The sequence below is a fragment of the Brachybacterium sp. AOP3-A1-3 genome, from assembly GCF_052378285.1.
Lineage (GTDB): Bacteria > Actinomycetota > Actinomycetes > Actinomycetales > Dermabacteraceae > Brachybacterium.
On record NZ_JBQSXM010000030.1, the window covers coordinates 1 to 21,654 of the forward strand.

19 protein-coding genes and 1 pseudogene are annotated in these 21,654 nt (G+C 67.0%); 5 read left to right on the plus strand and 15 right to left on the minus strand.

What is annotated here, in order from left to right:
• Positions 1-244: 244 nt before the first annotated feature.
• From ACT3T5_RS18615 to ACT3T5_RS18630, 4 genes are all read right to left on the minus strand, one after another.
• Positions 245-541, minus strand: coding sequence for a nucleotidyltransferase family protein (locus ACT3T5_RS18615; RefSeq protein WP_441463017.1), 297 nt, complete (start codon positions 539-541; stop codon positions 245-247).
• Positions 542-684: 143 nt separating this feature from the next.
• Positions 685-1,620 (minus strand): ribokinase, encoded by a 936-nt coding sequence (locus ACT3T5_RS18620; RefSeq protein WP_444595203.1) that lies wholly within the window; start codon positions 1,618-1,620, stop codon positions 685-687.
• Complete coding sequence (locus tag ACT3T5_RS18625) at positions 1,613-1,831, minus strand: hypothetical protein (RefSeq protein WP_444595204.1); 219 nt, start codon at positions 1,829-1,831, stop codon at positions 1,613-1,615. Before ACT3T5_RS18625 ends, ACT3T5_RS18620 begins: the two co-directional genes overlap by 8 nt.
• 173 nt (positions 1,832-2,004) lie before the next feature.
• Positions 2,005-3,009, minus strand: a complete 1,005-nt coding sequence (locus ACT3T5_RS18630; protein WP_444595205.1) for an ArgP/LysG family DNA-binding transcriptional regulator — start codon at positions 3,007-3,009, stop codon at positions 2,005-2,007.
• 85 nt (positions 3,010-3,094) lie between these two features.
• On the opposite strand from ACT3T5_RS18630, the gene ACT3T5_RS18635 reads away from it, so the two are divergent.
• Entirely contained in the window at positions 3,095-3,697 is a 603-nt protein-coding gene (locus tag ACT3T5_RS18635; protein WP_444579495.1) for a LysE/ArgO family amino acid transporter, read from the plus strand.
• Positions 3,698-3,855: 158 nt separating this feature from the next.
• Here the strand turns inward: ACT3T5_RS18635 and ACT3T5_RS18640 are convergent, their stop codons facing one another.
• Positions 3,856-5,592, minus strand: a complete 1,737-nt coding sequence (locus tag ACT3T5_RS18640) for a helicase (protein ID WP_444579496.1) — start codon at positions 5,590-5,592, stop codon at positions 3,856-3,858.
• A gap of 271 nt (positions 5,593-5,863) precedes the next feature.
• On the opposite strand from ACT3T5_RS18640, the gene ACT3T5_RS18645 reads away from it, so the two are divergent.
• The 3 genes from ACT3T5_RS18645 to ACT3T5_RS18655 all read left to right on the plus strand — a co-directional run bounded on the left by ACT3T5_RS18645 (position 5,864) and on the right by ACT3T5_RS18655 (position 7,992).
• Positions 5,864-7,270 (plus strand): FAD-binding oxidoreductase, encoded by a 1,407-nt coding sequence (locus tag ACT3T5_RS18645; RefSeq protein ID WP_444595206.1) that lies wholly within the window; start codon positions 5,864-5,866, stop codon positions 7,268-7,270.
• A gap of 78 nt (positions 7,271-7,348) precedes the next feature.
• Positions 7,349-7,612 carry a type II toxin-antitoxin system Phd/YefM family antitoxin gene (locus tag ACT3T5_RS18650; RefSeq protein ID WP_193119479.1) on the plus strand — a complete coding sequence of 88 codons (264 nt, stop codon included), beginning with the start codon at positions 7,349-7,351 and terminating at the stop codon, positions 7,610-7,612.
• On the plus strand, positions 7,609-7,992 hold the full coding sequence (locus ACT3T5_RS18655) for a type II toxin-antitoxin system VapC family toxin (RefSeq protein ID WP_193119478.1): 384 nt from the start codon (positions 7,609-7,611) through the stop codon (positions 7,990-7,992). The genes ACT3T5_RS18650 and ACT3T5_RS18655 overlap by 4 nt, the downstream gene beginning before the upstream one ends.
• 338 nt (positions 7,993-8,330) lie before the next feature.
• On the opposite strand, the gene ACT3T5_RS18660 is transcribed toward ACT3T5_RS18655, so the two are convergent.
• Positions 8,331-9,953 carry a DUF4127 family protein gene (locus ACT3T5_RS18660; protein ID WP_193119477.1) on the minus strand — a complete coding sequence of 541 codons (1,623 nt, stop codon included), beginning with the start codon at positions 9,951-9,953 and terminating at the stop codon, positions 8,331-8,333.
• A gap of 218 nt (positions 9,954-10,171) precedes the next feature.
• On the opposite strand from ACT3T5_RS18660, the gene ACT3T5_RS18665 reads away from it, so the two are divergent.
• Positions 10,172-11,368 (plus strand): hypothetical protein, encoded by a 1,197-nt coding sequence (locus ACT3T5_RS18665; protein ID WP_343925806.1) that lies wholly within the window; start codon positions 10,172-10,174, stop codon positions 11,366-11,368.
• Positions 11,369-11,457: 89 nt separating this feature from the next.
• On the opposite strand, the gene ACT3T5_RS18670 is transcribed toward ACT3T5_RS18665, so the two are convergent.
• The 9 genes and pseudogenes from ACT3T5_RS18670 to ACT3T5_RS18710 all read right to left on the minus strand — a co-directional run.
• A complete protein-coding gene (locus tag ACT3T5_RS18670) occupies positions 11,458-12,195 on the minus strand; it encodes a DUF429 domain-containing protein (protein WP_444595207.1) in 738 nt (245 codons plus the stop codon).
• A gap of 191 nt (positions 12,196-12,386) precedes the next feature.
• Positions 12,387-13,802, minus strand: a complete 1,416-nt coding sequence (locus tag ACT3T5_RS18675) for an ATP-binding protein (protein WP_193119474.1) — start codon at positions 13,800-13,802, stop codon at positions 12,387-12,389.
• Positions 13,803-13,869: 67 nt separating this feature from the next.
• The gene (locus ACT3T5_RS18680) at positions 13,870-15,726 is read right to left on the minus strand and encodes a hypothetical protein (protein WP_444595208.1); all 1,857 of its coding nucleotides are present in this window, start codon (positions 15,724-15,726) and stop codon (positions 13,870-13,872) included.
• Positions 15,727-15,862: 136 nt separating this feature from the next.
• On the minus strand, positions 15,863-16,384 hold the full coding sequence (locus ACT3T5_RS18685) for a glycoside hydrolase family 130 protein (protein ID WP_444595213.1): 522 nt from the start codon (positions 16,382-16,384) through the stop codon (positions 15,863-15,865).
• A gap of 94 nt (positions 16,385-16,478) precedes the next feature.
• Complete coding sequence (locus ACT3T5_RS18690) at positions 16,479-16,958, minus strand: hypothetical protein (protein ID WP_444595209.1); 480 nt, start codon at positions 16,956-16,958, stop codon at positions 16,479-16,481.
• A gap of 1,321 nt (positions 16,959-18,279) precedes the next feature.
• Positions 18,280-18,438 (minus strand): annotated as a pseudogene (locus ACT3T5_RS18695) (IS256 family transposase); the annotation flags it as partial.
• A gap of 13 nt (positions 18,439-18,451) precedes the next feature.
• Positions 18,452-20,179 (minus strand): DNA/RNA helicase domain-containing protein, encoded by a 1,728-nt coding sequence (locus ACT3T5_RS18700; protein WP_444595210.1) that lies wholly within the window; start codon positions 20,177-20,179, stop codon positions 18,452-18,454.
• The gene (locus ACT3T5_RS18705) at positions 20,166-20,486 is read right to left on the minus strand and encodes a nucleotide pyrophosphohydrolase (protein ID WP_444595211.1); all 321 of its coding nucleotides are present in this window, start codon (positions 20,484-20,486) and stop codon (positions 20,166-20,168) included. Before ACT3T5_RS18705 ends, ACT3T5_RS18700 begins: the two co-directional genes overlap by 14 nt.
• Positions 20,487-20,595: 109 nt before the next feature.
• The coding region (locus ACT3T5_RS18710) for a DUF4041 domain-containing protein (protein ID WP_444595212.1) at positions 20,596-21,654 on the minus strand (1,059 nt) is incomplete at its 5' end.

Here is a 21,654-nt window from a genome sequence, read left to right on the forward strand (position 1 = left end):
GTGCCGCAGAGCTGCTGCACGAGGCCCGTGATGTCGCGCGGAGAGCCAGCGGACTCGAGCACTTCGACCGGCACGTCCGCGAGATGCGTGAGCGGAACCGGCGTCGCCCCGCCCTGCAGGACGAGTTCACCCGAGCAGGGTTGCCGTAGGGACGTTCTCTCGGTACTCCTGCAGCGATCGACCGGCGAGGAACTCCTGGATTCGACGGGCTGCGCGATGTGCATCCCAGATCAGGGCGGCTGCGTCAGGCTGCATAGATCTCGACCGCAGTCCGGGCGACGGACTCTGCGAAGTGCGGATTCTCGAGGCTGGTCGGGGAGATGAGGTCGACGGGGCGATCCAGGATGGATTCCAGGGACTCCTTCAGCCCGAAGTAGTCCTCGAAGGGGGAGGGCGACGACGCGGAGAACTCGACGAGGAAGTCGGCATCGCTGCGTGTTGGATCGAACGCGTCGGTCGTCATCGAGCCGAAGGCGACCAGACGGACCACGTGATGTCGACGGGCCAGATCGCCCATGGTGTCCCTGTCGATGGACAGCATCTACGCTCCTCCGGGTCGATAGCTCGTGAGCTGATCGTCTCACGTCCCTCTTCCGGCGACGAGACCGCGCAACCCTGCTCAGCTCTGGTTCAGGCAGAAGGCTCGCGACCAGAGCGCCTCGAGCAGTGCGCCCGCCCCGGGCATCACCCCGGCAGGACGTCCTCCTGCTGCGGGTACGACGGCTGCGCCCCGTGCCGGGTCACCGCGAAGGCGCCGACGCGCGCAGCACGGCGGCAGGCGTCGGCTGCGCTCTCGCCGCGGGCGAGGCCCAGTGCCAGGGCGCCGACGAAGGCGTCCCCCGCTCCGGTCGTGTCCACGGCCTGCACCGTCGGGGAGCCGATCTCGGAGATCTCTGCGTCCGCGGCCAGGATCGCGCCGCGGGCCCCGCGCGTCATGACCACGGAGCGGACTCCTGCCTCTCGCAGCCGGCGCACTGTGGCCACGTCGTCGTCGGGCGCGTCAGAGCCGGTCAGCGCGGTCAGTGCGAGGCGTCCTTCGGACTCGTTGACGACGAGGGGGTCCGCCATGGCGAGGGTGCTCTCGGCGACGTCGATCACCGGTGCCAGGTTCAGCAGGAACCGCGTGCCGGTCTCGGCGCAGAGCTGCGCCAGCTGATCCACGGCGGCGGCCGGGATCTCTCCCTGGGAGACGACGAGATCGCTCGCTGCCACCTCGGCCCGGAGCTCCTCGATGTCCTGCGGGGTCCAGGACCCGTTCGCCCCCGCGATGATGACGATGCTGTTCTCGCCCGCCTCGTCGACGGTCACCACGGCGAGCCCGGTCTCCGCATCGGAGACCTCGGTCGTGGCGGTCAGGTCCGCCCCGGCGCGGCGCAGCAGGTCGAGCGCCAGATCGGCGTCGGCCCCGGTGCCCGTGCGACCCGCGAAGCGGACGTCGCCGCCCAGACGGGCTGCCGCGCACGCCTGGTTCGCGCCCTTGCCGCCCGGGGAGCGCCGCGATCCGGTGCCGGCGATGGTCTCGCCCGGCTCCGGATGCCGAGGCACCCCGAGGACGAGGTCGACGTTCACGGATCCGACCACGAGGATCCGGCCCTGGCCGGTCCGGTTCTGCTCACGCACTGCTGGCTCCTCCGAGATATCGCTGCGGGTTGGTGGTGATGAGCTGCTGGGCCCGGTCGCGGTCCACACCGCGCGCGACCAGCAGTTCGAGGAAGACGGTGGGCACGAGGACGAATCCGCCGCCGCCCAGGCTGCTCCACATCTGCTTGAGGAAGAGGTCGTGGCTGAGCAGGATCTGGTCACCGTAGCCGAGGCGGATCAGATGGGCCACGGCATCGGCGGTATCGGCGATCGCGGGCGGGCCCACTCCGTGGAGACGGTGTGCCCCGCGGAGAAGCCTTCGTGGACCACGACCGGCTCCCCGGGGATCAGGTCGTACTCCATGCTCAGGCCCGAACCCCGGTGAACCCGATCGATATCGCGGGGTCCGGGTCGAGCGATCGTTCAGGAGTGGCGTCGGCCGGGTGAAAGCGTGTCTGCTGGCCGGGGTTCTTCTCGGGACATCCGCTGCTCCACCTTGTCCGGGGCTCGCCTGTCGCCGTCGTCATCCTGTTCGAGCTCTCGGTGCGCCGTAGTGAGCACGGCCTCGGTGAGCGCCTCGAGCAGCGGCGAGGGAGTGCGCGCTACCTGCCAGAAGAGGGGAGTGGCCACCGGGTCGCCGCCGAGTGGGATCAGGGCTCCGCGACCGAGCAGGAGCTCCGCCTGCCGGGTGAACAGCATCGCCCAGCCGAGCCCCGCCTCGACGGCGGTGGCGAGCTCGTGGGTGGAGGGGACGAGGTGCCGCGGAGCGCTGGCCGGGGTCACGCCCTGTCCTCGCAGCCAGGTGGCCTGCAGATCGTCATGGGCGTCGTAGTCGATGCGCGGCGAGCGGGCGAGTACCTCGGGTCCGGGTGGGCCGGGCTGTGCGTCGGGCCCCGCCCATCGTCGATGCCAGGCGGGGGAGGCGACCGCGACATAGACCAAGCTTCCCAGAGGCACGGCGCGGAATCCCGGCGGGGCCGACGCCGCCGAGGTCACCGCCGCCATCGCGGCGCCCGTGGTGAGCAGGCGTGCGGTCTCGTCCTGGTCCTCCCGTTGCAGCTCGAGCTGGGCGTCGTGGTGCAGGCCGAAACGAGCGAGAGCGGGCATGAACCAGGTGGCCAGGGAGTCAGAGTTCACCGCGATCCCGATCCGAGGATGCTCGCCCTGGGCCTCCAGGCCCAGCTCCGCGCGCGCCTCCTGCTCGATGAGGGCGTGGGAGCGGGCGAAGCGAACCACCACCCGGCCAGGCTCGGTGAGGCGCACCGGCCGCGCGCGCACCAGCAGGCGCTGCCCCAGCTGCTGCTCGAGGAGCTTCAGGCGCTGGCTCACGGCCGACGGGGTCATGACCAGACGCCGTGCTGCCGCGTCGAGCGTCCCCTCCTCGGCGACGACGCGAAGGGTCTCGGCGAGAGCGGGATCGATCGGCATCCTTGCATGCTAGATGAAGCAGTGCTTCAGAAAGCTTACAAAGCTTTGCTGGTGCTTCATCTCTGAGCGATCTACCGTCGATCGAGTGACCACAGCGCTCCACGGCTTCCTCGCCGGCCTCACCCTCATCATCGCCATCGGCTCCCAGAACGTCTTCGTGCTCCGCCAGGGGCTGCGCCGCGAGCACGTGGGGCCGGTGGTGGCCGTGTGCATCGCCTCGGACGCGGTGCTCATCGGCGCTGGGGCCAGCGGGCTCGGCGCCCTGGTGCGCGCCGTGCCCGAGGTGGTCGTCGCCGCACGCTGGGCCGGGGTCGCTTTCCTTCTCGGGTATGCGGTCCTCGCCGCTCGGCGCGCCCTGCACGGCGGCGAGTCGCTCCAGGTCGACGGGACCGGCCGGGGGGCGAGCCTCGGCCCGGTTCTCGCGACGGCGCTCGCGCTGACCTGGCTGAACCCGCACGTCTACCTCGACACCGTGCTGCTGCTGGGCTCGATCGCCTCGACCCACGGCGGCGAGGCGCCCCTCTTCGCCGCCGGGGCGATCGCCGGGAGCGCGGTGTGGTTCACCGCCCTCGGCCTCGGGGCGCGGCACCTGGGCCGCCTGCTCTCCCGGCCCCGCTCCTGGCAGGTGCTCGACGCACTGGTGGCGCTGACCATGGTGATGGTGGCGGGGATGCTCGCGCTGGGGTGAGGGTGCAGCCGGGGCATGCCGCCGTGATGGTGACGACCGCCTGGTGCAGCCCAGCGGCGAACTCTTCGAGCCCTAGGGTCGTGCGCTCGTGCTCCCGGGAGTCAGGGCGGCAACGCAGTCACCACGCAGGGACATGAGGATCGCCGCGGTGCGTGGAGTCAGCCGCCGTCCGCGGTCAGGCTCGCCGCCGGCAGCCAGTCCGCCCCGAGCAGCTGGGCGACATCGGTGAGCCCCGCCGTGTCGCCGCCCACGGTGTCCGACGCTGCAGCGATCCGCTCCACCATCACCTTGCTGACCTGCTCCTCGACGGTGTTCTCGGCGTAGGCGATGTGCCAGGGGGAGACCTGCTGGTCGCGGTGGGTGCGGCCGGTGACCTGTCGGCCGGCGATGCCCGAGAAGCGGGCCTGGTGGAACACGCCCACCCGGGGCTCGGTGCACGCCTGGCGACCGCCTTCGAGGGTCTCGCCGGCGTGCAGGCTGATCGAGGCGACCGTCGTGAATACGCAGACCTTCGCCTGCCCGGTCTGGAACCGGAGCCGCTCGGCCTCGACGTCGAACCGGCCCTGGCCGTAGATCGTGGCGACCTCGAGACCGGAATCCCGCAGACGCTCGGCGATCGGGTCGGCGGCGGTCCCGACGAACTCGACCGAGCACGCCACCTGCCTCTCGGCCTCGACCTGCTGGGCGATCCACGCGACGGTGGAGTCGACGCGGATCAGCCCGGCCTTCTGCCGGAAGCGCAGCAGCGCCGCCCGGCCCTTGGCGGTGTTGTGGCCGCGCCGGGCGATGTCCATCTCGCGGCAGAACTCTCCCCATTCGGCCTCGTACGCGCTCCGCTCGGTCGGTGTGAGCGTCACCGGCATCCCGGAGATCGGCACCGGCCCCCACGGCGCCGCGCGGTGCAGCATTGCGGCGGGCTGGGCGTCCTCGAGCCAGCCGCGCACGAGGGTGAGATCCGCAGCGCGCCGCTGCGCGTCCGTGGTCCAGGTCGCGCCGTAGCGCCCACCTCGCTCCACGCCGACCCCGTGGCGTTCGAGCGCGGCGGTGAACGTGGCGGCGGGCTGGGTCGCCGTGATCCAGTCCTTCATCGGCTCGTCGTGCGCCTGCGCGTAGGCCGGAGCGAGATAGGGCAGCTCGAGCGGGGTGTGGCCGGGCGTCGCGGTCGTCGCGATGAGGAACGGGGCTGTGTCATGGGGCTGCTTGTGGCCCGCGATCTGCGACCAGAGCTTCCACCGCTTCGTCGTGGTCCGGCGCAGCGCGTGGGCCTCGTCCGCGATGATCACCTCCCACTCGTAGTCGGTGACCTTCTCCAGGCGGTCCCAGGTGATCACCACCCATTCCAGGCCGCTGTCGCCCAGCGCGGTGATGGTGCGGCACCAGTGTCCGATCGTGATCGCGGCGGGCCTGTCCGCGACCACGAGTACCCGCTTCGCACCGCGGAGGTCGCCCACCGCGCTCGCGCCGAGCACGGCGGAGATCGTCTTGCCCACGCCCGGTTCGTCGGCCAGCAGGAACTGCCGGCCACCGGCCGCGGCGCGCTGCGCGATCGCGTCGGCCGCCTCGTACTGGTTCTGGCGGGGCTCGAGATCCTCGGCCGGCTCGGGAGGGGGCGTCGGATCATCGGGGTTGAGCGTGTTCTCGAGGAACCGGCCCAGGGTGTGCGGGCCGGGTGCGTAGGGCGCGAGGTGCGCGGGCAGGGAACGGCCGACGTAGAGGTGCATCTTCACGCTGGGATGCCAGGCGGCGCCCTCGACCTGGGTCCCGTAGGGGACGTCGAGCACCCACAGCCGCTCGCCCGGGCCGGCGACCGGCAACGGCCGCTGCGACTGCCGCGAGCCTTTCCGGCGGGTGGACCCGCTGCGTCGGCGGGTACTGGATCGACGAGGGCTGGGCACCCCGCGACCTTACCGGTGTGCCCGATGCGTGCTGGGACGGCTCGCCCAGCGGGCATCTCACGCCCCTCGGCGATCCGATCGCCCTTCTTCTGCACCCCGGTGCTCTGGTGGGCCGCACCTCGCGGCTCGGCACGACCGACCGTGCGCGTTCGACGACCCCGGGGTGAGGGACCTTCTGCCGTTGTCCCGCGCGACCTGCGGGGCTACTGTCAGGAGCACGATCGGCGCGGCCGGCCGGCCGGCCCGCTCCTCGGCGCAGGGAGTTCACGCGATGGATATGACCGATAGTCACCCCGTTCCCGAGGCACGCGCCGCGCTGGAGCGGCTGCGCGAAGCGGTCGAGGGCAACTGCCTGGAGCCGGGCGATGGCGACTACGAGACGGCCCGCAAGGTCTGGAACGGAATGATCGACCGGTACCCGCTGGTGATCGTCCGGGCCGCGTCGGTCGCGGACGTGGCCCCGGTGCTGGAAGCCGCGCGGGTGACCGGGCTGCCGCTCGCGGTGCGCGGCGGCGGCCACAACATCGCGGGCCTTGGCACGGTGGACGACGGGATCGTGCTCGACCTCGGCGGTCTGCGGGACGTGCACGTCGATCCGCAGACGCAGCGGGTGAGGGTGGCTCCCGGCGCGCGAGCGGCCGACGTCGACGCCGCGACCGCGCCGTATCGCCTGGCTGTCCCGCTGGGAACGGTGTCCCGGCCCGGGATCGCCGGGCAGACGCTCGGCGGCGGTGTGGGCTGGCTGATCCGCCGGGCGGGCCTGGCCCTGGACCGGCTGGTCAGCGCCGAGGTGATCACGGCCGACGGGCAGCAGCTCGTCGCGAGCGCAACCGAGCACCCGGACCTGTTCTGGGGGCTGCGAGGGGGCGGCGGCAACTTCGGCGTGGTCACCGCCTTCACCTTCGAGGCGGTGCAACTGCCGGATCCGGTGCTCGGCGCGAGCCTGTACTACCGCAGGCCGCACTGGCGCCACGCGCTCGCCGCCTTCGAGCTGTGGTCGAGGAACCTCCCCGACGAGCTCACCACGATCGTGACGTTCATGCCCGCCCCCGAGGCGGCCGGGACCGACGAGACCTGGCTGATCATCCGCGGGGTGTACGTGGGCGAGAACGAGCAGCAGGGCCAGGCCCTGCTGGATCGTCTGCGCCGGGCGGCACCGCCGGATGAGCAGACCGTGGGCCCGATCGACTGGGTCCGCTGGCAGAGTGCGGTGGATGACCTGTACCCCGACGGCTCCCGCGGCTTCTGGCGCAACATCGCGTTCAGCAGCATGGACGAGGACGCCCTGGACACGATCCTGGGGATCGCCGAGGCGATCCCGGGCCGCGGCACCGGCGTGGACATCCACCATCTCGGCGGCGCCTTCGCCCGCGTGCCCGAGGAGGCGACCGCCTTTCCCAACCGCACCGCCCGCTTCTGGATGACCATCTACGGCTTCTGGCAGGGGCAGGAGGAGGACGAACGCCTGACCGCCTACGCCCAGCAGGCCCGCGCCGCGATGCGGCAGCTCGGCGAGCACGGTGAGTACGTGAACTTCCGGGCCCGCGAGTACACCCGCCCGATCACCGACTTCACCCGCGCCATCTACGGGCAGGAGAAGTACCGCCGGCTCCAGGGCATCAAGCAGCGCTACGACCCGGGGAACCTGTTCCGCGAGAACTACAACGTGGCGCCGTAGGGGCGGGCGCACCTCGCCTGTGCACCGCCTCCACAATCGTCCTGTACTAGAACTAGTAGATGCGAGTACGGTGGTCCCATGGTCCACGTGACGCGCACCGAACTGAACCAGCAGACCGCCCGGGTCCTCGCACGCGTGCAGGCGGGCGAAGAGATCATCGTGACGGATCGCGGGCAGCCGATCGCACGCATCGCCCCGGTCGAGTCCGACAGGCGGGCACGGCGCCTGGCCGGAGGCACGCTGCAGCCCGCCTCGGAGTGCGGCGCCCCGGCGATCTCCACGCCGATCCGTGACTGGAGCACCGAGCAGATGATCGAGGACATGCGCGGGGAGCGGTCGTGATCTATCTGGACACCTCGGCGGCCTACAAGCTGCTCAGCCGCGAGCCCGGGGTGGTGGAGGTCGAGAGCCTCTTCGAGGACGGGGCGGCACTGCTCTCCTCCCGGCTCCTCGAGGTCGAACTCCATGCGACCGTCGATCGCCGCGGCGGCTCCCACGCGGACGTCGATGCGATCGTGGCCAGGATCGACCTCGATGCGGTCGACGGCGAGGTCATAGACCATGCCCTCTCGCTTCGTTCGGGTCTGCGTGCGATGGATGCCCTGCACCTGTCCACGGCGCTGCTGTACGGCGAGGCGATGACCGCTATCGCGACGTTCGACCGCGAGCTGGCGGAGGCGGCGCAGCAGTTCGGGCTGAAGGTCCTGCCCGGGCGGGGATAGCTCGCACAGCCACGCCCATGGCCTCGCCTATGGTCACGGCGCCTGCAGCTCAGGGGACGACCCTGCACTGTGCTGACATGACGAAGGCTCCTCAGACCTCAAGGTCGAAGGAGCCTTCGTGCTCCCGCACGGGGAGAAGCTGGGCGGCACCGAGAATCTGCGGGCTCCATACGTCCCGCACAGTCCCCTCAGCCCCCTGGGTGCACCCACTGACGTGAGCTCCAGGCGGTTGCCGCGTGTCGACTATAGCGGCTTGGCCCGCTGGTGCGCGGAGAAGCCTCCTCTGCGATGGGGCCAGGCATGGGCTGCTTGCCGTGGGCGGTCACGAGCGAATATCCCTACGACAGGGCGATCCCGATCTCGAAGGACCGCCGCCACGGCAGCGTGAGCTCGGCGATCCGCACGGCGTCGCCCGGGAGCACCGAGTCCAGGACCGCTTCGAGCTCGCGGTGGATCGCGCGTTCGGCACCTGCGACGCGCTCGTCGTCCGCCATCGGGAAGCGGTCCGGGAACAGGGACGGGCCGGAGTCGACTCGGACCACGGACTGGTACGCGAAGTCGTCGAGCAGACGGGTGAGGAGTGCGCGGCGCGCGGCAGCCGGGTCGAACGTGCCCGCGGCGCGGCCGACTGCTCCGGCCGCGGCGAGGGCCACGACGCTGCCCAGCGTGTTGCCCGCCGTGTTCCAGCCGCCGAACGCTTCCAGGCGGCCGAGGAGGTTTGCCTCCGCGAGTGCCCGCACGAGGGCCTCATCGGCGCCGTTGGGGTAGCGCACGTCGGCGAGTGCGACCTTCTCCCCGCCCTCGAGGCGCGCGCTGATGAGCGCCACGGTGCCCTGCACGGCGGCCGTGTCGACCCTCTCCGGGCGGCCTCGGAACATGTCGTGGCGCTCGGGATCAGGCGCGTGGAGCACGAGGGTGACGTCCCCGCCCGTGGTGACCTCGGTTGCTCCGGCGGCACGGATCTGCCGGCTCGCAGAAGCTGCCAGCGGCATGTTCTCGAACGGCGGGACCCGGGTCATGCCCTCGGGATCCGCGCAGGCCACCGAGAACGCCACCTCGACACTGGTCATCGCAGCGAGGGCGCGGGCCACGAGCACGGCACCGACCTCGTCCGCCCCGGGATACATGAGCACCTCGCGGCCACGGGGCAGCATCCTCATCCAGTGCCGCAGCCAGACCTGCTCCGCGCTGCCCGCGGCGAATGGTGCGGTGTCGTCGGCGGTGATCGCCAGGAAGTCGATCGTGCCGTCCTCGACGAAATCAAGCGTGGACAAGGTCGCCATATGGTTCCGCAGCCGGCGGCGGGAATAGTCCGTCACGACGGGCGCGGGCACGGACGTGAGCTCGTCGAGCGGCAGCACCTCGGCATCGCCGAGCAGACGATGCGCGTCGCCTCCTAACGCGTGCAGCTCCTTGCCGTGCTCCGCCCAGTACTCGGGCTCCTCCGCGGCGGAATAGGAGTTGCTCGCCCGGGTCACGAGGGACACCACCGAGATCGGGAGCTCCGGCCGGAGCCGGCGGACCTCGCGGAGCACGTCGAGCCGGGCGAGCACCTCACGCGTGCTGTCCCCGCTGGTCCGGCTCGCGATGAGGCCTCCGTACAGGAGCATGTCCGTCGAGACGACGACGTGTGCGGTCGACGGGCCGGCGGCGCGCTCGAGCAGCCACGCGCCGAGGGCCTCGGGGTCCCCGGCGGTGCGGTAGGAGGGAAGGAGCTCGGTCGGCGGGACGTCGAGGGTTACGCCGGCCACGGCGGCGACGTCGCCGGGGAGCCGTACGTTCACGGGTCGATCGTCGAGGGGGAGGAGCGCGATGCGCGGACGCCCCGCGGCGGTCTCGGGGAGCTTCTCTGGCACGGGGTTCGGGCCCTTCCTGGAGGGTGCGAGGTGATGGCCGGGGAGTGCGGCCGCCGCGATGGGCGGATGCGCAGATCCGAACAGGCGCGTACGGGAGTCGCGCACCCACCGAGCCTATGGCTCTCGACGGGCGCGGCAGTAGGGGCCCCTGTTGCGAAACTAGGAATACCGCAAAGACGGCTACGGATGAGGACGGAGAGGCACGAGGCTGAGCGAGGTCACCTCACCACGGGGCGCACGGACCGGGACTCGCCGCTCTGTGACAGGAGAGCAGGTCCGGGTAGTGCCCCTGAAGTGTCAGTAGCCCGTGGAGGATGGAAGACATGGCACAGCGACGTGAGAATCATTCGGGACAGAGCCACAAGTCGGGTGGGACCGGAAAGTCTTCCAAGACGAAGAAGCAGTTCTTCCGAGTGCAGGGGGAGCGCGATGTGCTGTGGATCCGCAACAGCAGCGACTGGGCAAGAGTTCATCGCACGGGAGTGCACCTCGTGTGCCCGGATCGCGGGTGCGCTCAACGGCTCGTCGCTCATCAGAACGCTTATGGCACCAGGTACCTCAGCAACCACAAGGACTCGACAGGATGCAATCACTTCGTCCCCGCTGGCGGCGGCGGGAGGATGACCGACGAGCACCTTTGGCTCCAGGGGAAGCTCCGCGAGATCTGCATCGAACTCGGCTACGACGCCGAACTTGAGGTGGACGTCGCAGGTGCGCGGGTCGATCTGCGTGTGGAGTCCGCGCCGTTCCCCTTTGCCTTCGAGGTGCAGCGAGTCTCGACGGACTTCACTGCCAGACGTCAAGCGCGGGAACAGAACGGGATGCGCACACTGTGGCTTCTGCCCGAATCTGATCGTCAGAAGAACACAGCGAAAGGGAAGCGTAAGCGTGATCCACTGTTTTCCGAACCAAGCGTGCGCCTCGGGTACCGAGATGGTCCCAGCGCTGATGCCAAGGTCTTGACTGTCGACCAACTCCGCTCAGACGTCTGGCAAGGCGACGGCAGTACAGAGGTTCATCTCATTGCGGGCGTCACCGTCGGAAAGTTGGGCCACGACAAGCTGTCCTTCCGCTCGAGCAGATTGCCTCTGCAGGCGTTCCTTCAGCAAGTGCTTGATGGGAGCCGAGAGTGGTACCCGCAGCGGGCGATTCAGGGTGCGAACGGAGGGACTTGGGCTGGCTGGTTACTGGGCGACGACGTCAAGAAGTACAAGGCGGAAGTAGTCGCCGTAAGGGAAATGCGCGAGCGCCGAGAGGAAGCGGCGAGAGCTGCTGCCGAGGAAGCGGCCCGAGAGAAGGCAGATCGAGAGCGCGAGGCACGGGAGCGGCAAGCGGCAGCTGCACGTGCGGAAGACGATGAAGCTCGTGCCCGATGTGAGCGGGAGCAACGGGAACCGATGGCGCCGCGGGATATATCCGGCCCGCGAGAAGCCACGGACCCCGCTCTACCCCCAGAGCCTGTGAGGTCTAACTCTCGTAAACCCTGGTGGAGGCGGTTGTTGGGCTTCTTCGTCGGTTGACGCCATGTGATTGCTTGCGGGAACAAAATGCTACACATGTACGAAATGCTGGCCAGGTCCGTGCTCAGGGCGCTGCGACCAGAAACCTCCTAGGATCCTTCGGGCATCCAGATCCAGCCCTCCTCGGCGGCCAGCTCTGCGAGCTCGGGAGGTGCCGGCGTTGCGAGTCCACGGTCGACGTCGCGGGCGACGACGGCAGCGATCACCGCGTCCAGCGCGTTGTCGTCGTCCACGCAGGCGTCTCGGTGGCCCGCCCAGTCGAGCCAGGGGAGCCGTGCGGTCAGTTGCTCGGCGAGGGCTGCCCGCGACGTCGCACCCTTCGCGCCCTTGTAGGTGTAGCCCGCCAGCTGCCACGCCACGAGTGCCGCACCGGGATACACCTCGCACGCGATGCCGCGTCCGTCGGGCGTGACTGGGGCTCCCTGTTCCCGGAGCCGTGCGGCGATGCCTGCCCAGCGGATGGCGGGGTAGGCGATCTTGTCGGAGGCGACGCTCAGCGGGTTCTTTCCCACCCGGCGTCTCACCTCGAGGTCCGTTGCGCGGTAGAGGACGTGCCGCTTCCAGTCCGGGCCCGTGCTCGGCGGGGGAGTGAGGGTTGCCGTTCGGTGCGCCTCGAGCAGCTCCACGAACGACCGCGGCCACCCGAAGGGGACGTCGACACCGGTCTTCTGTGACGTCACAACCGCGGAGACGATCGTGTCGTCGTCCGCGCCGACCCGGACGTCCTCGATCATGACCTTCTCGCCCTCGTCGCGCAGCCACGCGATGCCAGTACGTTTCGGGTCTGAGGCGAGGTCGATGCCGAGGTAGGTGGAGCCGGGGTGCATCGCGCCACGATAACGGAGGCTGGTCCGAACGGCTCTGTGGGGATCCTTGACCGTGACGGCGCCGCTCGTGCGGCAGATCGAGTGACCCCCTGGGGTGATGTAGACGGGGCTCAAGGTCTACTCGAAGCTACTCGAAGAATTTTTTAGAGTAGCTTCGAGTAGCGTCGAGCAGGTACCGATGGCGTTCTACGTCATCGCGGAAGTGACCAGGTGGCGCGTGGGTCGCGAGGAGATTTCCCCTCCCAGTGGACGACGCCGCTTGCGCGTAGCTCCTCGAGCTGTGCTCGGACCCACGGTCGAGAGCGGCCCGTCGCCTCGACGAGTTCTCCGGTGCCCAGTGGGTGCTCCCTGTGTCGGAGCACGGCGAGGATCTCCTCGGCACCGCGGGGCAAAGCTGCCTGCTGCTCAGGACTCAGCCGACTGAGCGCGGTCAGGGTGAGACGTACGCTTCCGCTGGTCTGGTGGTATTCGGGGTCGACAAGGCCAACGAGACGCATCTCGTCGAACATGCGTCGGATTCCTTCCCCGCGCTCTTGGGTGATCCCGAGGTCGGAGCAGACACGAGCGATCCGAGGGTTTCTCGCGTATCGGGCGATATCCAGGGGCCTGGTGGGGTCCGCGAGTCCGGGGAAGCGGCCGGGGCTCTCGATCTCCACGCGCGAGGGGAAGATGTTCACACGGATGTGATCGCCAGCCATCGAATAACTACGGTGCACGACAGCATTCACGAGACCCTCGAGCCAGGCATCCTTCGGGACGAGTGACTGGTCGGTGAACCGCCCGTTCGTGTCGAGAGCGCGGCGGTGCGGAATCCAGGACTCAATGAGAGCGGCTGCCTCGTCGACGATGCGGGCGATCGGGCCTTCGAGTCGGGTGTCCATGCCGGACTCGACGGTCTGTCGACGGCCGGTGCCCGCAGTGTCGTCGCTGAAGCGGGTGACGCGCACATGTGCTTGGGGGAGCCAGTCCTGCGGATGTCGGCCGAGCAGGAGCACAGAGGCTTGGGTAAGAGTGCCGTCCCGGCGTACTAGGCTCCGTGCTCGCAGTGCGGTGAGGTCGTCAGAGGTGGCACCGATCGACTCGCGATACTCGGTCAGCTCATCGCCATCCAGATCCTCGATGGTCGCGTCGACGGCAGGTTCGTATTCGAACTGCGCGCTGCCCCGGTCGTAGTCGAGCTCTCGGCGCTGTGAGTAGGAGAGCTTCTTCGACTCATCGCCGACTCGCAGATACACCTCGCCGCTGACGGTCTCGTGCACATGTTCGCTCGGGGGGATGTCGATGCGAAGGATGGATCGCTCCTCGTCGAGTGGAAGTCGATGCACCAGCGTTCGAACCGGCGGAACGGCAAAGTCGATCCCGGCCTGTCGGAGCGCGTTCTCCTTATCCGCGGTGAGTAGCTCGCCGTCGTAGCCTCCGTCGCGAATCCCGATCGCCACTGTGCCGCCTTCGGCATTGGCGAAGGCAGTGAGTGCTCGGGCCAGATCCTTCGGTGCGATTCGAGCAGATTTCCGGTCGAACCACTGGTCTTCGGGAGCTTCGATGAGCCGCCGCAGACGGTCGTGAGCCGGTGCTGCGTTGAGGTCATGCAGGATCGCTGACGACATAGGCCTACTCTAAACTATTTAGAGTAGCTTCGAGTAGAAGGTCCTGAGGGCCCGGCCCGCCCGATCCTCAGGATCGTCGTCCCATCGCGCCCGGACCCGCAAGCGGATCCTGCTCCCGCAGCACGTCCTGCTTCCGGAGGATCTCGGCCCGCGCGGTGCCGAGCAGCAGGCCCGGATCGGCGAGTGCGATGCCGGACCAGCGATGGGGCAATGCGGCGGCCTCCGCGAGGTTGCGTGCCCTCTGGCTGGGATTGCTGCGCAGGTCGAAGGCACGCCGTAGGTCTTTCTCGTGCAGAGGCGCCGGGGCGTAGCCCATCAGCTCGTTGCCGCGGGCGATGAGCGAGACGATCGCCGCGGCGGTGTTGCGGGTGCTCGCCTTGCGTCGCAGCACCGCGTCATCGAGCTCGGCGATGCGCGCCAGCAGGCGCCGGCAGGCGGTGAGGAGCTCGGCGGTCTGGTCGGGGGCGGGCTGCCCCGCTAGGAGCGCGCTCACCCCGTCCACCAGGTGCGCGTCGATCTCGGCGGCGAGATCGCGCAGATTGTCGGGGAACTGCTCGAGCGGGAGCCTCTCGGTGGGCAGCGGCGTGGTGTCGAGCTCTGCGAGCACGTCGAATCCGCCGACGAGAAGAGCGAGATCCGCCAGGCGCAGCGCGGAAGGGTCCCCGAGCTCGAGCGCGAGGTCGACCTGCTCCTCGAGCCGCTGCGCACGCATCCGGGGATCAGCGCGACGAACCGGGAACTGCTCGAGCAGCGGGGTGATCTCACGAAGGGTCTGCGCGATCACGGAGGGGTCCTCTCCTGTCCGTTCGAGAGACCAGGCGACGAGCGGTGGCAGGATGGAAGGGACCTGTGCGGCCTGATCCTCGGAGAGGATCGGGGTGGTCGGCAGTACGTCGGTGAGCAACCATTCGGCGAGCTCCGGATTCCATGCCAGCGGGTCGCCGAGGCCCCCACCGAGCACGACCATCATGTAGGCGACCAGGTCTGCCGCCGTCTCGACGCGCTCCAGTCCGGCAGCGTGCGCGGAGGCAGTGAACTCCGCGACCAGATCGGTGCCGTCCTCGAGGATCCATGGCGGGCGCTCGGAGGTCGGCAGGGGAGCGCCGTCGAGGAGATCGTCCTCGTCGTACCCCGTCCCACCCGCTGGCATGAGGCCGACGACGAACTCCACGAACGGCCTCAGCATCGGCCACTGCTCCTCGGATCCCGCCGTGCCCTCGTCTGCGGGAGTGAGGGCGAGGGCCTGGCCGAGGCGAGTCCGAGCGTCCGCTGGGGCGACGACCTCCAGGGCCTCGTCCAGGGATGATCCCTCGCTCGCCATGATCTCGCGATACCGGTGGAGTACCTCCTCCATCGGTGCGCCGACCACGAAAGCGTCCTTCACGAACAGCGCCGGGGCTCGGGGGATGTAGGCGATGAGCACGGCCCGCACCCCGCGGGGGAGAGTCAGCTCCACCATCAGGTTCTCCCCGACCTCGTCGGTGATCGCCACGGTGTCGGTGATCGTGGCGTCCGCGAGGCCGGAGATCTGCGGCGGCATCGGCTGACGCCGGGAGGTGAGTCCCACCCGGGCCCGCGAGCGGAGGTCCTCATCGGGGCACATCGCCGCGATCATGTGCAGCAGCGCGGTGGTCTCCGCGACGTTGATCTCGAGGAAGGTGTCCATCAGGTCCACGCCCTCGGGGAGCTCCTCGGGGTGGTGCCGCAGATCCGCGAGCTCCACGACCAGCGGCGCCGCGGTAATCCAGAACACGGTCGGATCATCGGAGCGCAGCGCCGGGCGGAGCACCTCGATCAGAGGGTTATCTGCCGGAGGCACAGCGGGGGACGGCGCAGGTTCTGGCGTGTGCGGGATGTGCCAGCTCGCGGGACGGTGAAAAGCGCCCTGCCCGAGCGGGTTGCGGTCGTGGCGACGTCGGCTCATGCGGATATCTCATCAGGAATCGGCCCACGGCGCGAGCATCTCGACGGCGTGCTGCTGCCGTTCTGCTATGCCGCTGGTGCCCGAGATCCCTGGCCTGTGCGGCCTCGCCGTTCTCCGTGGGAGTCGGACGTACAGGTCAAGCGTCCGCGCTGAGCCCCACCCCGAACCCCTCAGCCGGGTCCGCCACGGCAACAGCCAGTGTCGTGTCCGACTGCCCGTAGTACGCGAACCACTTCCCGCGGAACCTGACGAGCCCCTCGACGAAGGTGACGTTGGAGACCAGCCCGTGGGTGTCCTCGTAGGTCTGGGGGCGCAGCCACGGCTCCTGCAGGCGGGCCATGACCTTGGTGGGCTCGGCGGGGTCGATGAGGATCTGGCCGCAGCGGTAGTCGACGTCGACGGTGCCGTCCTTGTGGATCTCGCGGGTGGCGCCGTTGGTGAGCATCAGCAGCAGGCCGTCGTCGGTGAGCACGGGGGAGGTGCCGATCTCCACGAGCGCCTCGTCGAAGGTGCCGGGGGTGGGCAGGTACATCGGCTCGTCGTCGCTGGTGCCGGGCGTCCAGTGGACGAGGTCGTCGCTGGTGGCCCAGTAGATGCCGCCCTCGCCGAAGTACATCCACCACTTCCCGTCGATCTTCTGACGTTCTTGGCGGCGCAGCGCGGCGACGCGCTGCGTACCAGGCGATTGCGTCGGCTGCCTTGTACTGTCTCCAACGAGGTCCTCGGCCGGCTCGGGGCTGGCTGCGGGATATCTAGTTCATCCCAAGTGTGTAAATGATCGCGGCGGCGGCAATTCCTTCGCCTACGGATTTCGCCGCATCTAATACCCACTCGCTTGTGCGTTTCAAACGGCTCCGCGCAACGTCGTCGTTTCCTCCGCGAACTGCAACCTCCGCATCCTTGATCGCTTCGATAGAAGCACTGTCACTGAAGCCCTCATTGTTCGCCAGTAAGGATGCTAGAGCATTCAGCTCGCCAGCAAGTTCTAAGCGATCCACTCGTGCTTCTCCAATGAAAAAGAAAGTTTTCGATGGGCTTACGATCATGTCTTGGACCTGAATGCGTTCGCCAATATTGCCGTTATTATCTCCGCTGACAGTTATATTAACTTTTGACATGTTAACCACGCTTCTGTTCTCAGTTTGGAGGGAATAGGTGTTCTCGGCTTGCTCGACCGCTGCCTTGTCTAACGCTACGGCAGTAAGAACGGATTCTCGCACCTTTGGGCGCATCGCAGAAAGTGTTCGCTCGAGACGGGTTATAAAGTCCTTGCGTCCGAGCGGAGTGGCATAGTATGCCGCTTCAAAAATTTTATTTGACGGAAGCCCGCCGGGCTTGCTGGCGGCATTAAGCGATCGCGAGCAAGACAGTAGAGTCCGCTGCAAGGCATCAAATCCTGGCGTCCCCTTTTCGTCGGATATTGGCGCGTTAGGGGAGGTGACAGAGTTGGACGATAGCGCACGTAGGAGTTCGCTAAAAGAGTGGAGGCGCGCGACGTGTATTCTTAGTTCTCGCACTTTCCTTCGTCCGTCTTTACTTCCCGTGGCTTCCGAGACCATGTGGACCCTAATTTTCCCGCCGTCACTGCGTTCGACCTCGAACGTAGTCAGTGTTACTCCCCCTGCGCTCGTGCTCCGAGATTTGCATGGAACTTCGTCTAACGGGGACATTCCAGGCATTTCTACAATCACGGTCGTAAGCCCATTAGTGACTAGCCTTTGACGGCCAAAACGTTCCGCCAATGTGTGCCTAGAGAAGCGATCAGCAATTCTTCGACCGACGGTCAGTACCTGCGACTGAGCCGACCCCCTATCTTCGCCTCTGACGCGTATCGGGAGCGCAGAAAGGAGCGCGACTAGTTGCGGTATTTGCGTCACAGAAGTCACGCCATTGCGTGGAAATGTATGCTTCGCGTATTTTTTCGGCGCAACCTCGAAGGAGAGGTCCATGTCTAGAAGTGAATAAGAATCCGGAAGGGCCATCCAGACCCTCTTCCTTATCGCACCGAATGAAAAGTTGGCAAAATGTTTAGTTGTGGCCTGTAGTGCCAAATTATCGAAAGCGACTGCGTTTGCAAGGTCTACGTAAGCGTTCTCATGATGCCATGGCGCTGCAGTTCCCGCGGACCTGTGGACTATTCTGCCCAGACCTCGTACAAAATCCCCATCGGCCCACCCGCGAGGCAGGGTCACAGAATTAGCAATGTCGTTATCGCTTGAGAAATGTCGAAGATCTATGATCGGAGTGCGAAATGTGATCAGCATGCAGCTATACTAGGCGATCTTCTGCGGACACACTTCCCCTTCGCATAAAGTCGGGGGGAAGCTGGCGACCAATTGGTTGCCTCGGGGTCCAGAGGGAGCCCCGTCTCCGAAGGACGGGTACCTACGATGGATCCATACACAGAATAGCATAGGGGGTCGACTGCGTCGAGTGGGCGACGAGACTCGCCAAGCCTGCCCACGTAACGCTCTCGGTCAAGTCCCGGGAAGTGGTGTAGCGATCCTTCGTTGAATAGGGTCAGGCTGTCAGTGCGGGAAGGGGCTAAGTGGTCACATCGTTCACGGTGGTGGTGATGGTCAGGCGACAACGGGCCAGTACGTCGAGGCCGAGGTAGCGGCGTCCTTCGGCCCATTCATCGGTCTGCTCGGCCAGGACCGCGCCGACGAGGCGGACGATCGCCTTGCGGGAGGGAAAGGTCCGTGCAGCATTTCGGTAGGGGTCATCAGCGACTCGACAAGACCGATCGCAAACGTTCACGGAGCAGCGGGTCGACAACGTAGGCGTATGTGCCTCGCATGCCGCGGGTCAGCAGCACCCGGTAGATGTTGGTGATGTACCGCAGTAGGTCCTCGTCCGAGGTCTCTCGGTCGCGCATGGTGTTGTTCGACTTGCCCTTGGTGTCGAAATAGTTCTTGCGAACAGCGTCGAGCATGCCGGTCTCGGGGTCGATGCGGAGGTCACCGCCGATGATGACTCCGGCATAGTTCAGGTCGTAACCCTGCACCGTGTGGATCGATCCGACTTCCTCAAGGGACGTCTTTGAGGCGATCCAGTCGACGTCCGAGACGTTCCAATCGAGGGCTACGCCGTCGAGCTCGATGTCGTGCTCTCCGGACTTGTTCTTGCTCCGCCACTTCCAGGCATAGCCGGCGACGAGGCGAGCGAGCCCATGCTCGGCGTCACGCTCTCGGATGCGCTGGTGCATGGCGCCGAGATCATCGAAGAGCTCGAACTCGTAGTCACCGAGATCAGGCAGCTGCGTCGGCGGGTTGTCGGAGATCAATGCCCGAGCGAACTCGAGGTACTCCTTGCCGCCCTTCACCCGCATCTGTGTGTGGAGAGGGTAGAGGCGCTTCTGGTCCCGAGTCTCGGCGATGACCCGTTCGAAGACCTCGGGCTCGATATCGATCGGTCGTACGCTCTGCGCCGTGTCCAGCAGCAGGATGGTGTGCTGGGCGCGCTTGCGGATCCAGTCGAGCTGATTGATCGAGTAGTCATCCTGCTCTCCGAACAGGCGGCGGGTGATCTCTCCATAACGACCGGTGAGGGTGCCGTGGGACTGCGCACCGCGCTGGGTGAGCCGGTGTGCTTCGTCGACGACGATTACGTCGAAGTCTTCCTCGGAGTCAGCGACCTCGTAGGGCGTGAGCACTTGTGCGCCACGGAGCGCTGGGGCCTTGCGGAACACTTTGGTGATGGACTTGCGAAGCGACTTCTGCGGCACCACGAGCCCGATACGGAGCCCCTGGAACAGTTCGCGGTTCCCCTCTACGAAGAGGTCGGAGAACATGGAGTCGCCGTCGACATCGTCCTTCGGGTCGAACTCGGCGAGGTCTCGCAGCAGCTTCATGAGGTAGATGCCGACGATGGTCTTCCCTGTGCCCGGGTCGCCCTGGACTGCAGAGAGCGTCCGGGTTCCGGACTGCAGATCCTCGACGAGACCCTCCACGATGTCGAGCACAGCAATGCCCTGTTCAGTGTTGAGCGCCTTGTACGGCGAGAGCTTGAAGAGGTCGGAGTTCTCGATCTGCGGGATCGTCCGTTGGAAGTACCCGAGATCTCGGAGCTCGTCGAAGATCTCTTTGAACGTGTCGTTGTACTCGCTGCGCTGGTAGTACGCCTGGTTCGTGACACCTTCGTTGAGGTTGAGGAGCTTGTAGCGGCCGTCGCCGTCCAGGAGGCGGATGAGGAAGGACTCGAGGTCGAGGCACGCGGAGGCGTTGAACTTGTCGTCGAGCACGACCCGCACTTCACGGAGGTGCTGCTTCTTCTCGGACTTGAGATGCTGGCGCATCCGGCGCTCGGCGTTGCCGGTCTCGCCGACGTAGATGTCCTTGCCATCCTCGATCAGGTACACCACGGGCCAGTTGGCGAACTGGGGTATTCGAGCGCCGGCCTCGGCGATCGACTCAGTGGTGAAGCTCAGCTGCTCGATCTCAAAGGCGGTCATACTTCGTGCTCCGCCCCTTCGCCTTCTCCACCGGGTATTTCTGCCCCGTCCGTTCGAGCTTTGCGCGGATGATCTGCTCAGGATCGAAGTCGAGCTTGTCCGCGAGCAGCAGTGCATAGGTCAGGACGTCCGCCAGCTCGCCGGCGACCTCGTCACGGTCCGCTTCGGCGTTCCACTGGTAGCACTCCAGGAGCTCCCCGGCCTCGATGTTGATCGACTTCGCAAGATTCTCGGGGGAGTGGAACTGCTGCCAGTCGCGTTCGGCCATGAAGGCGCGCAGGGTCTCAAGGAGAGGTTCGCTGGTCACGCTTGCAACCTAGCATTTTCGAGTTCTGCCTGGCGTGCGATTCCTCGAAGCGCTGGGGAGCTAGCCGCTCGCTTCTGACGGTGCTCCAGGCGGAGACCGGATCCGAACATCATGAGGTGCTCACACCCCTGTGCTGCGAGATGATCGCCTGGCTCGTGCGGTAGTCCTCCGCCTCGGCATCGGTGCGGAACTCGAGCACGGAGACGTGCTGCTTCTTCAGGGCCTCGAGCACCTCCGCAGGAGTGACTCGGAAGAACTCCTTGCGGGTGTTCACCTGGTTCAGCCTTTGGGTCGCGAACTCGCGATGCAGCTGTGCCTCGACAGCCACGGCATCGTCGGAGAAGAACAGGGCATGCACGTCGAAGGTGAAGGGAACTGAGGCGTCGCCGAGCTCCTTGACTCGATCCATGGGGTCAAGGCGTCTCGTCATTCCGATCTTCACGACGCCCTCGCCGAAGACGCCGATATTGGAGATCACGTAGACGTAACCGGCCCGGATGTTCGCGGCCCGGTAGTCGGCTTGCGCGATCTCTTCGTCGATCTGTCCGAGCTTGGCCTGGAGCTCGTCGGCCTGAGCGTTATCACCCGCCGCGCGGAGTCGACTGATCGAGTTGAGGTAGTGGGTGCGTTCCTTCTCGAGCCGTTCCTTCTCCGCACGCAGCTCCTGCTCCGCCCGCCGTTGCTCGCGTAGCTCCTCGCGTCGTTCTCGATCGAGTGCTTTCTCGGCGGCGACGGCTTCGTGGTGGCGCGCTGCGAGTTCGATCTCCTGGAGACGGAGACGGTGATACCCCTCGTCGACGGCGAGGTCGATCATCGAACCTTGTTTCTCGATCTGCTCCTTCGCACGGACGAGGCGCTTGATCGGCGGAGCGAGGTTGGCCGTCTTCACGGTCTTGACCGCGTTCTCTGCTTCCGCGTTATAGGCGCGCAGCATGATCCTGCGCATCTGGTTGACGAAGGTTGTCCCCTTCGACGTCGAATTGTTGAAGGTGAATCCAGCGGTTGCGTGGATCGCCCTGTCGTACTTGTTGATCTCCTTGATCTTGGATCGCACTTGGGCGAGATCGGTCGCCAGCGAAGCTGAAGCCTCGGCGACATGCTCGTAGTCGTAGAGTCCTCTCGCCTCGAGCTCCACACGATCACGGGCGATGATGATGTCCTGCTCGAC

Excerpts from the sequence above, each read along its gene's own strand:
- ACT3T5_RS18615 (WP_441463017.1), bottom strand. The coding sequence starts at position 541 with ATGCTGTCCATCGACAGGGACACCATGGGCGATCTGGCCCGTCGACAT.
- ACT3T5_RS18630 (WP_444595205.1), bottom strand. The coding sequence starts at position 3,009 with ATGCCGATCGATCCCGCTCTCGCCGAGACCCTTCGCGTCGTCGCCGAG.
- ACT3T5_RS18645 (WP_444595206.1), top strand. The coding sequence starts at position 5,864 with ATGGATATGACCGATAGTCACCCCGTTCCCGAGGCACGCGCCGCGCTG.
- ACT3T5_RS18650 (WP_193119479.1), top strand. The coding sequence starts at position 7,349 with ATGGTCCACGTGACGCGCACCGAACTGAACCAGCAGACCGCCCGGGTC.
- ACT3T5_RS18665 (WP_343925806.1), top strand. The coding sequence starts at position 10,172 with ATGGCACAGCGACGTGAGAATCATTCGGGACAGAGCCACAAGTCGGGT.
- ACT3T5_RS18670 (WP_444595207.1), bottom strand. The coding sequence starts at position 12,195 with ATGCACCCCGGCTCCACCTACCTCGGCATCGACCTCGCCTCAGACCCG.
- ACT3T5_RS18675 (WP_193119474.1), bottom strand. The coding sequence starts at position 13,802 with ATGTCGTCAGCGATCCTGCATGACCTCAACGCAGCACCGGCTCACGAC.
- ACT3T5_RS18680 (WP_444595208.1), bottom strand. The coding sequence starts at position 15,726 with ATGAGCCGACGTCGCCACGACCGCAACCCGCTCGGGCAGGGCGCTTTT.
- ACT3T5_RS18690 (WP_444595209.1), bottom strand. The coding sequence starts at position 16,958 with ATGCGCCCAAAGGTGCGAGAATCCGTTCTTACTGCCGTAGCGTTAGAC.
- ACT3T5_RS18700 (WP_444595210.1), bottom strand. The coding sequence starts at position 20,179 with ATGACCGCCTTTGAGATCGAGCAGCTGAGCTTCACCACTGAGTCGATC.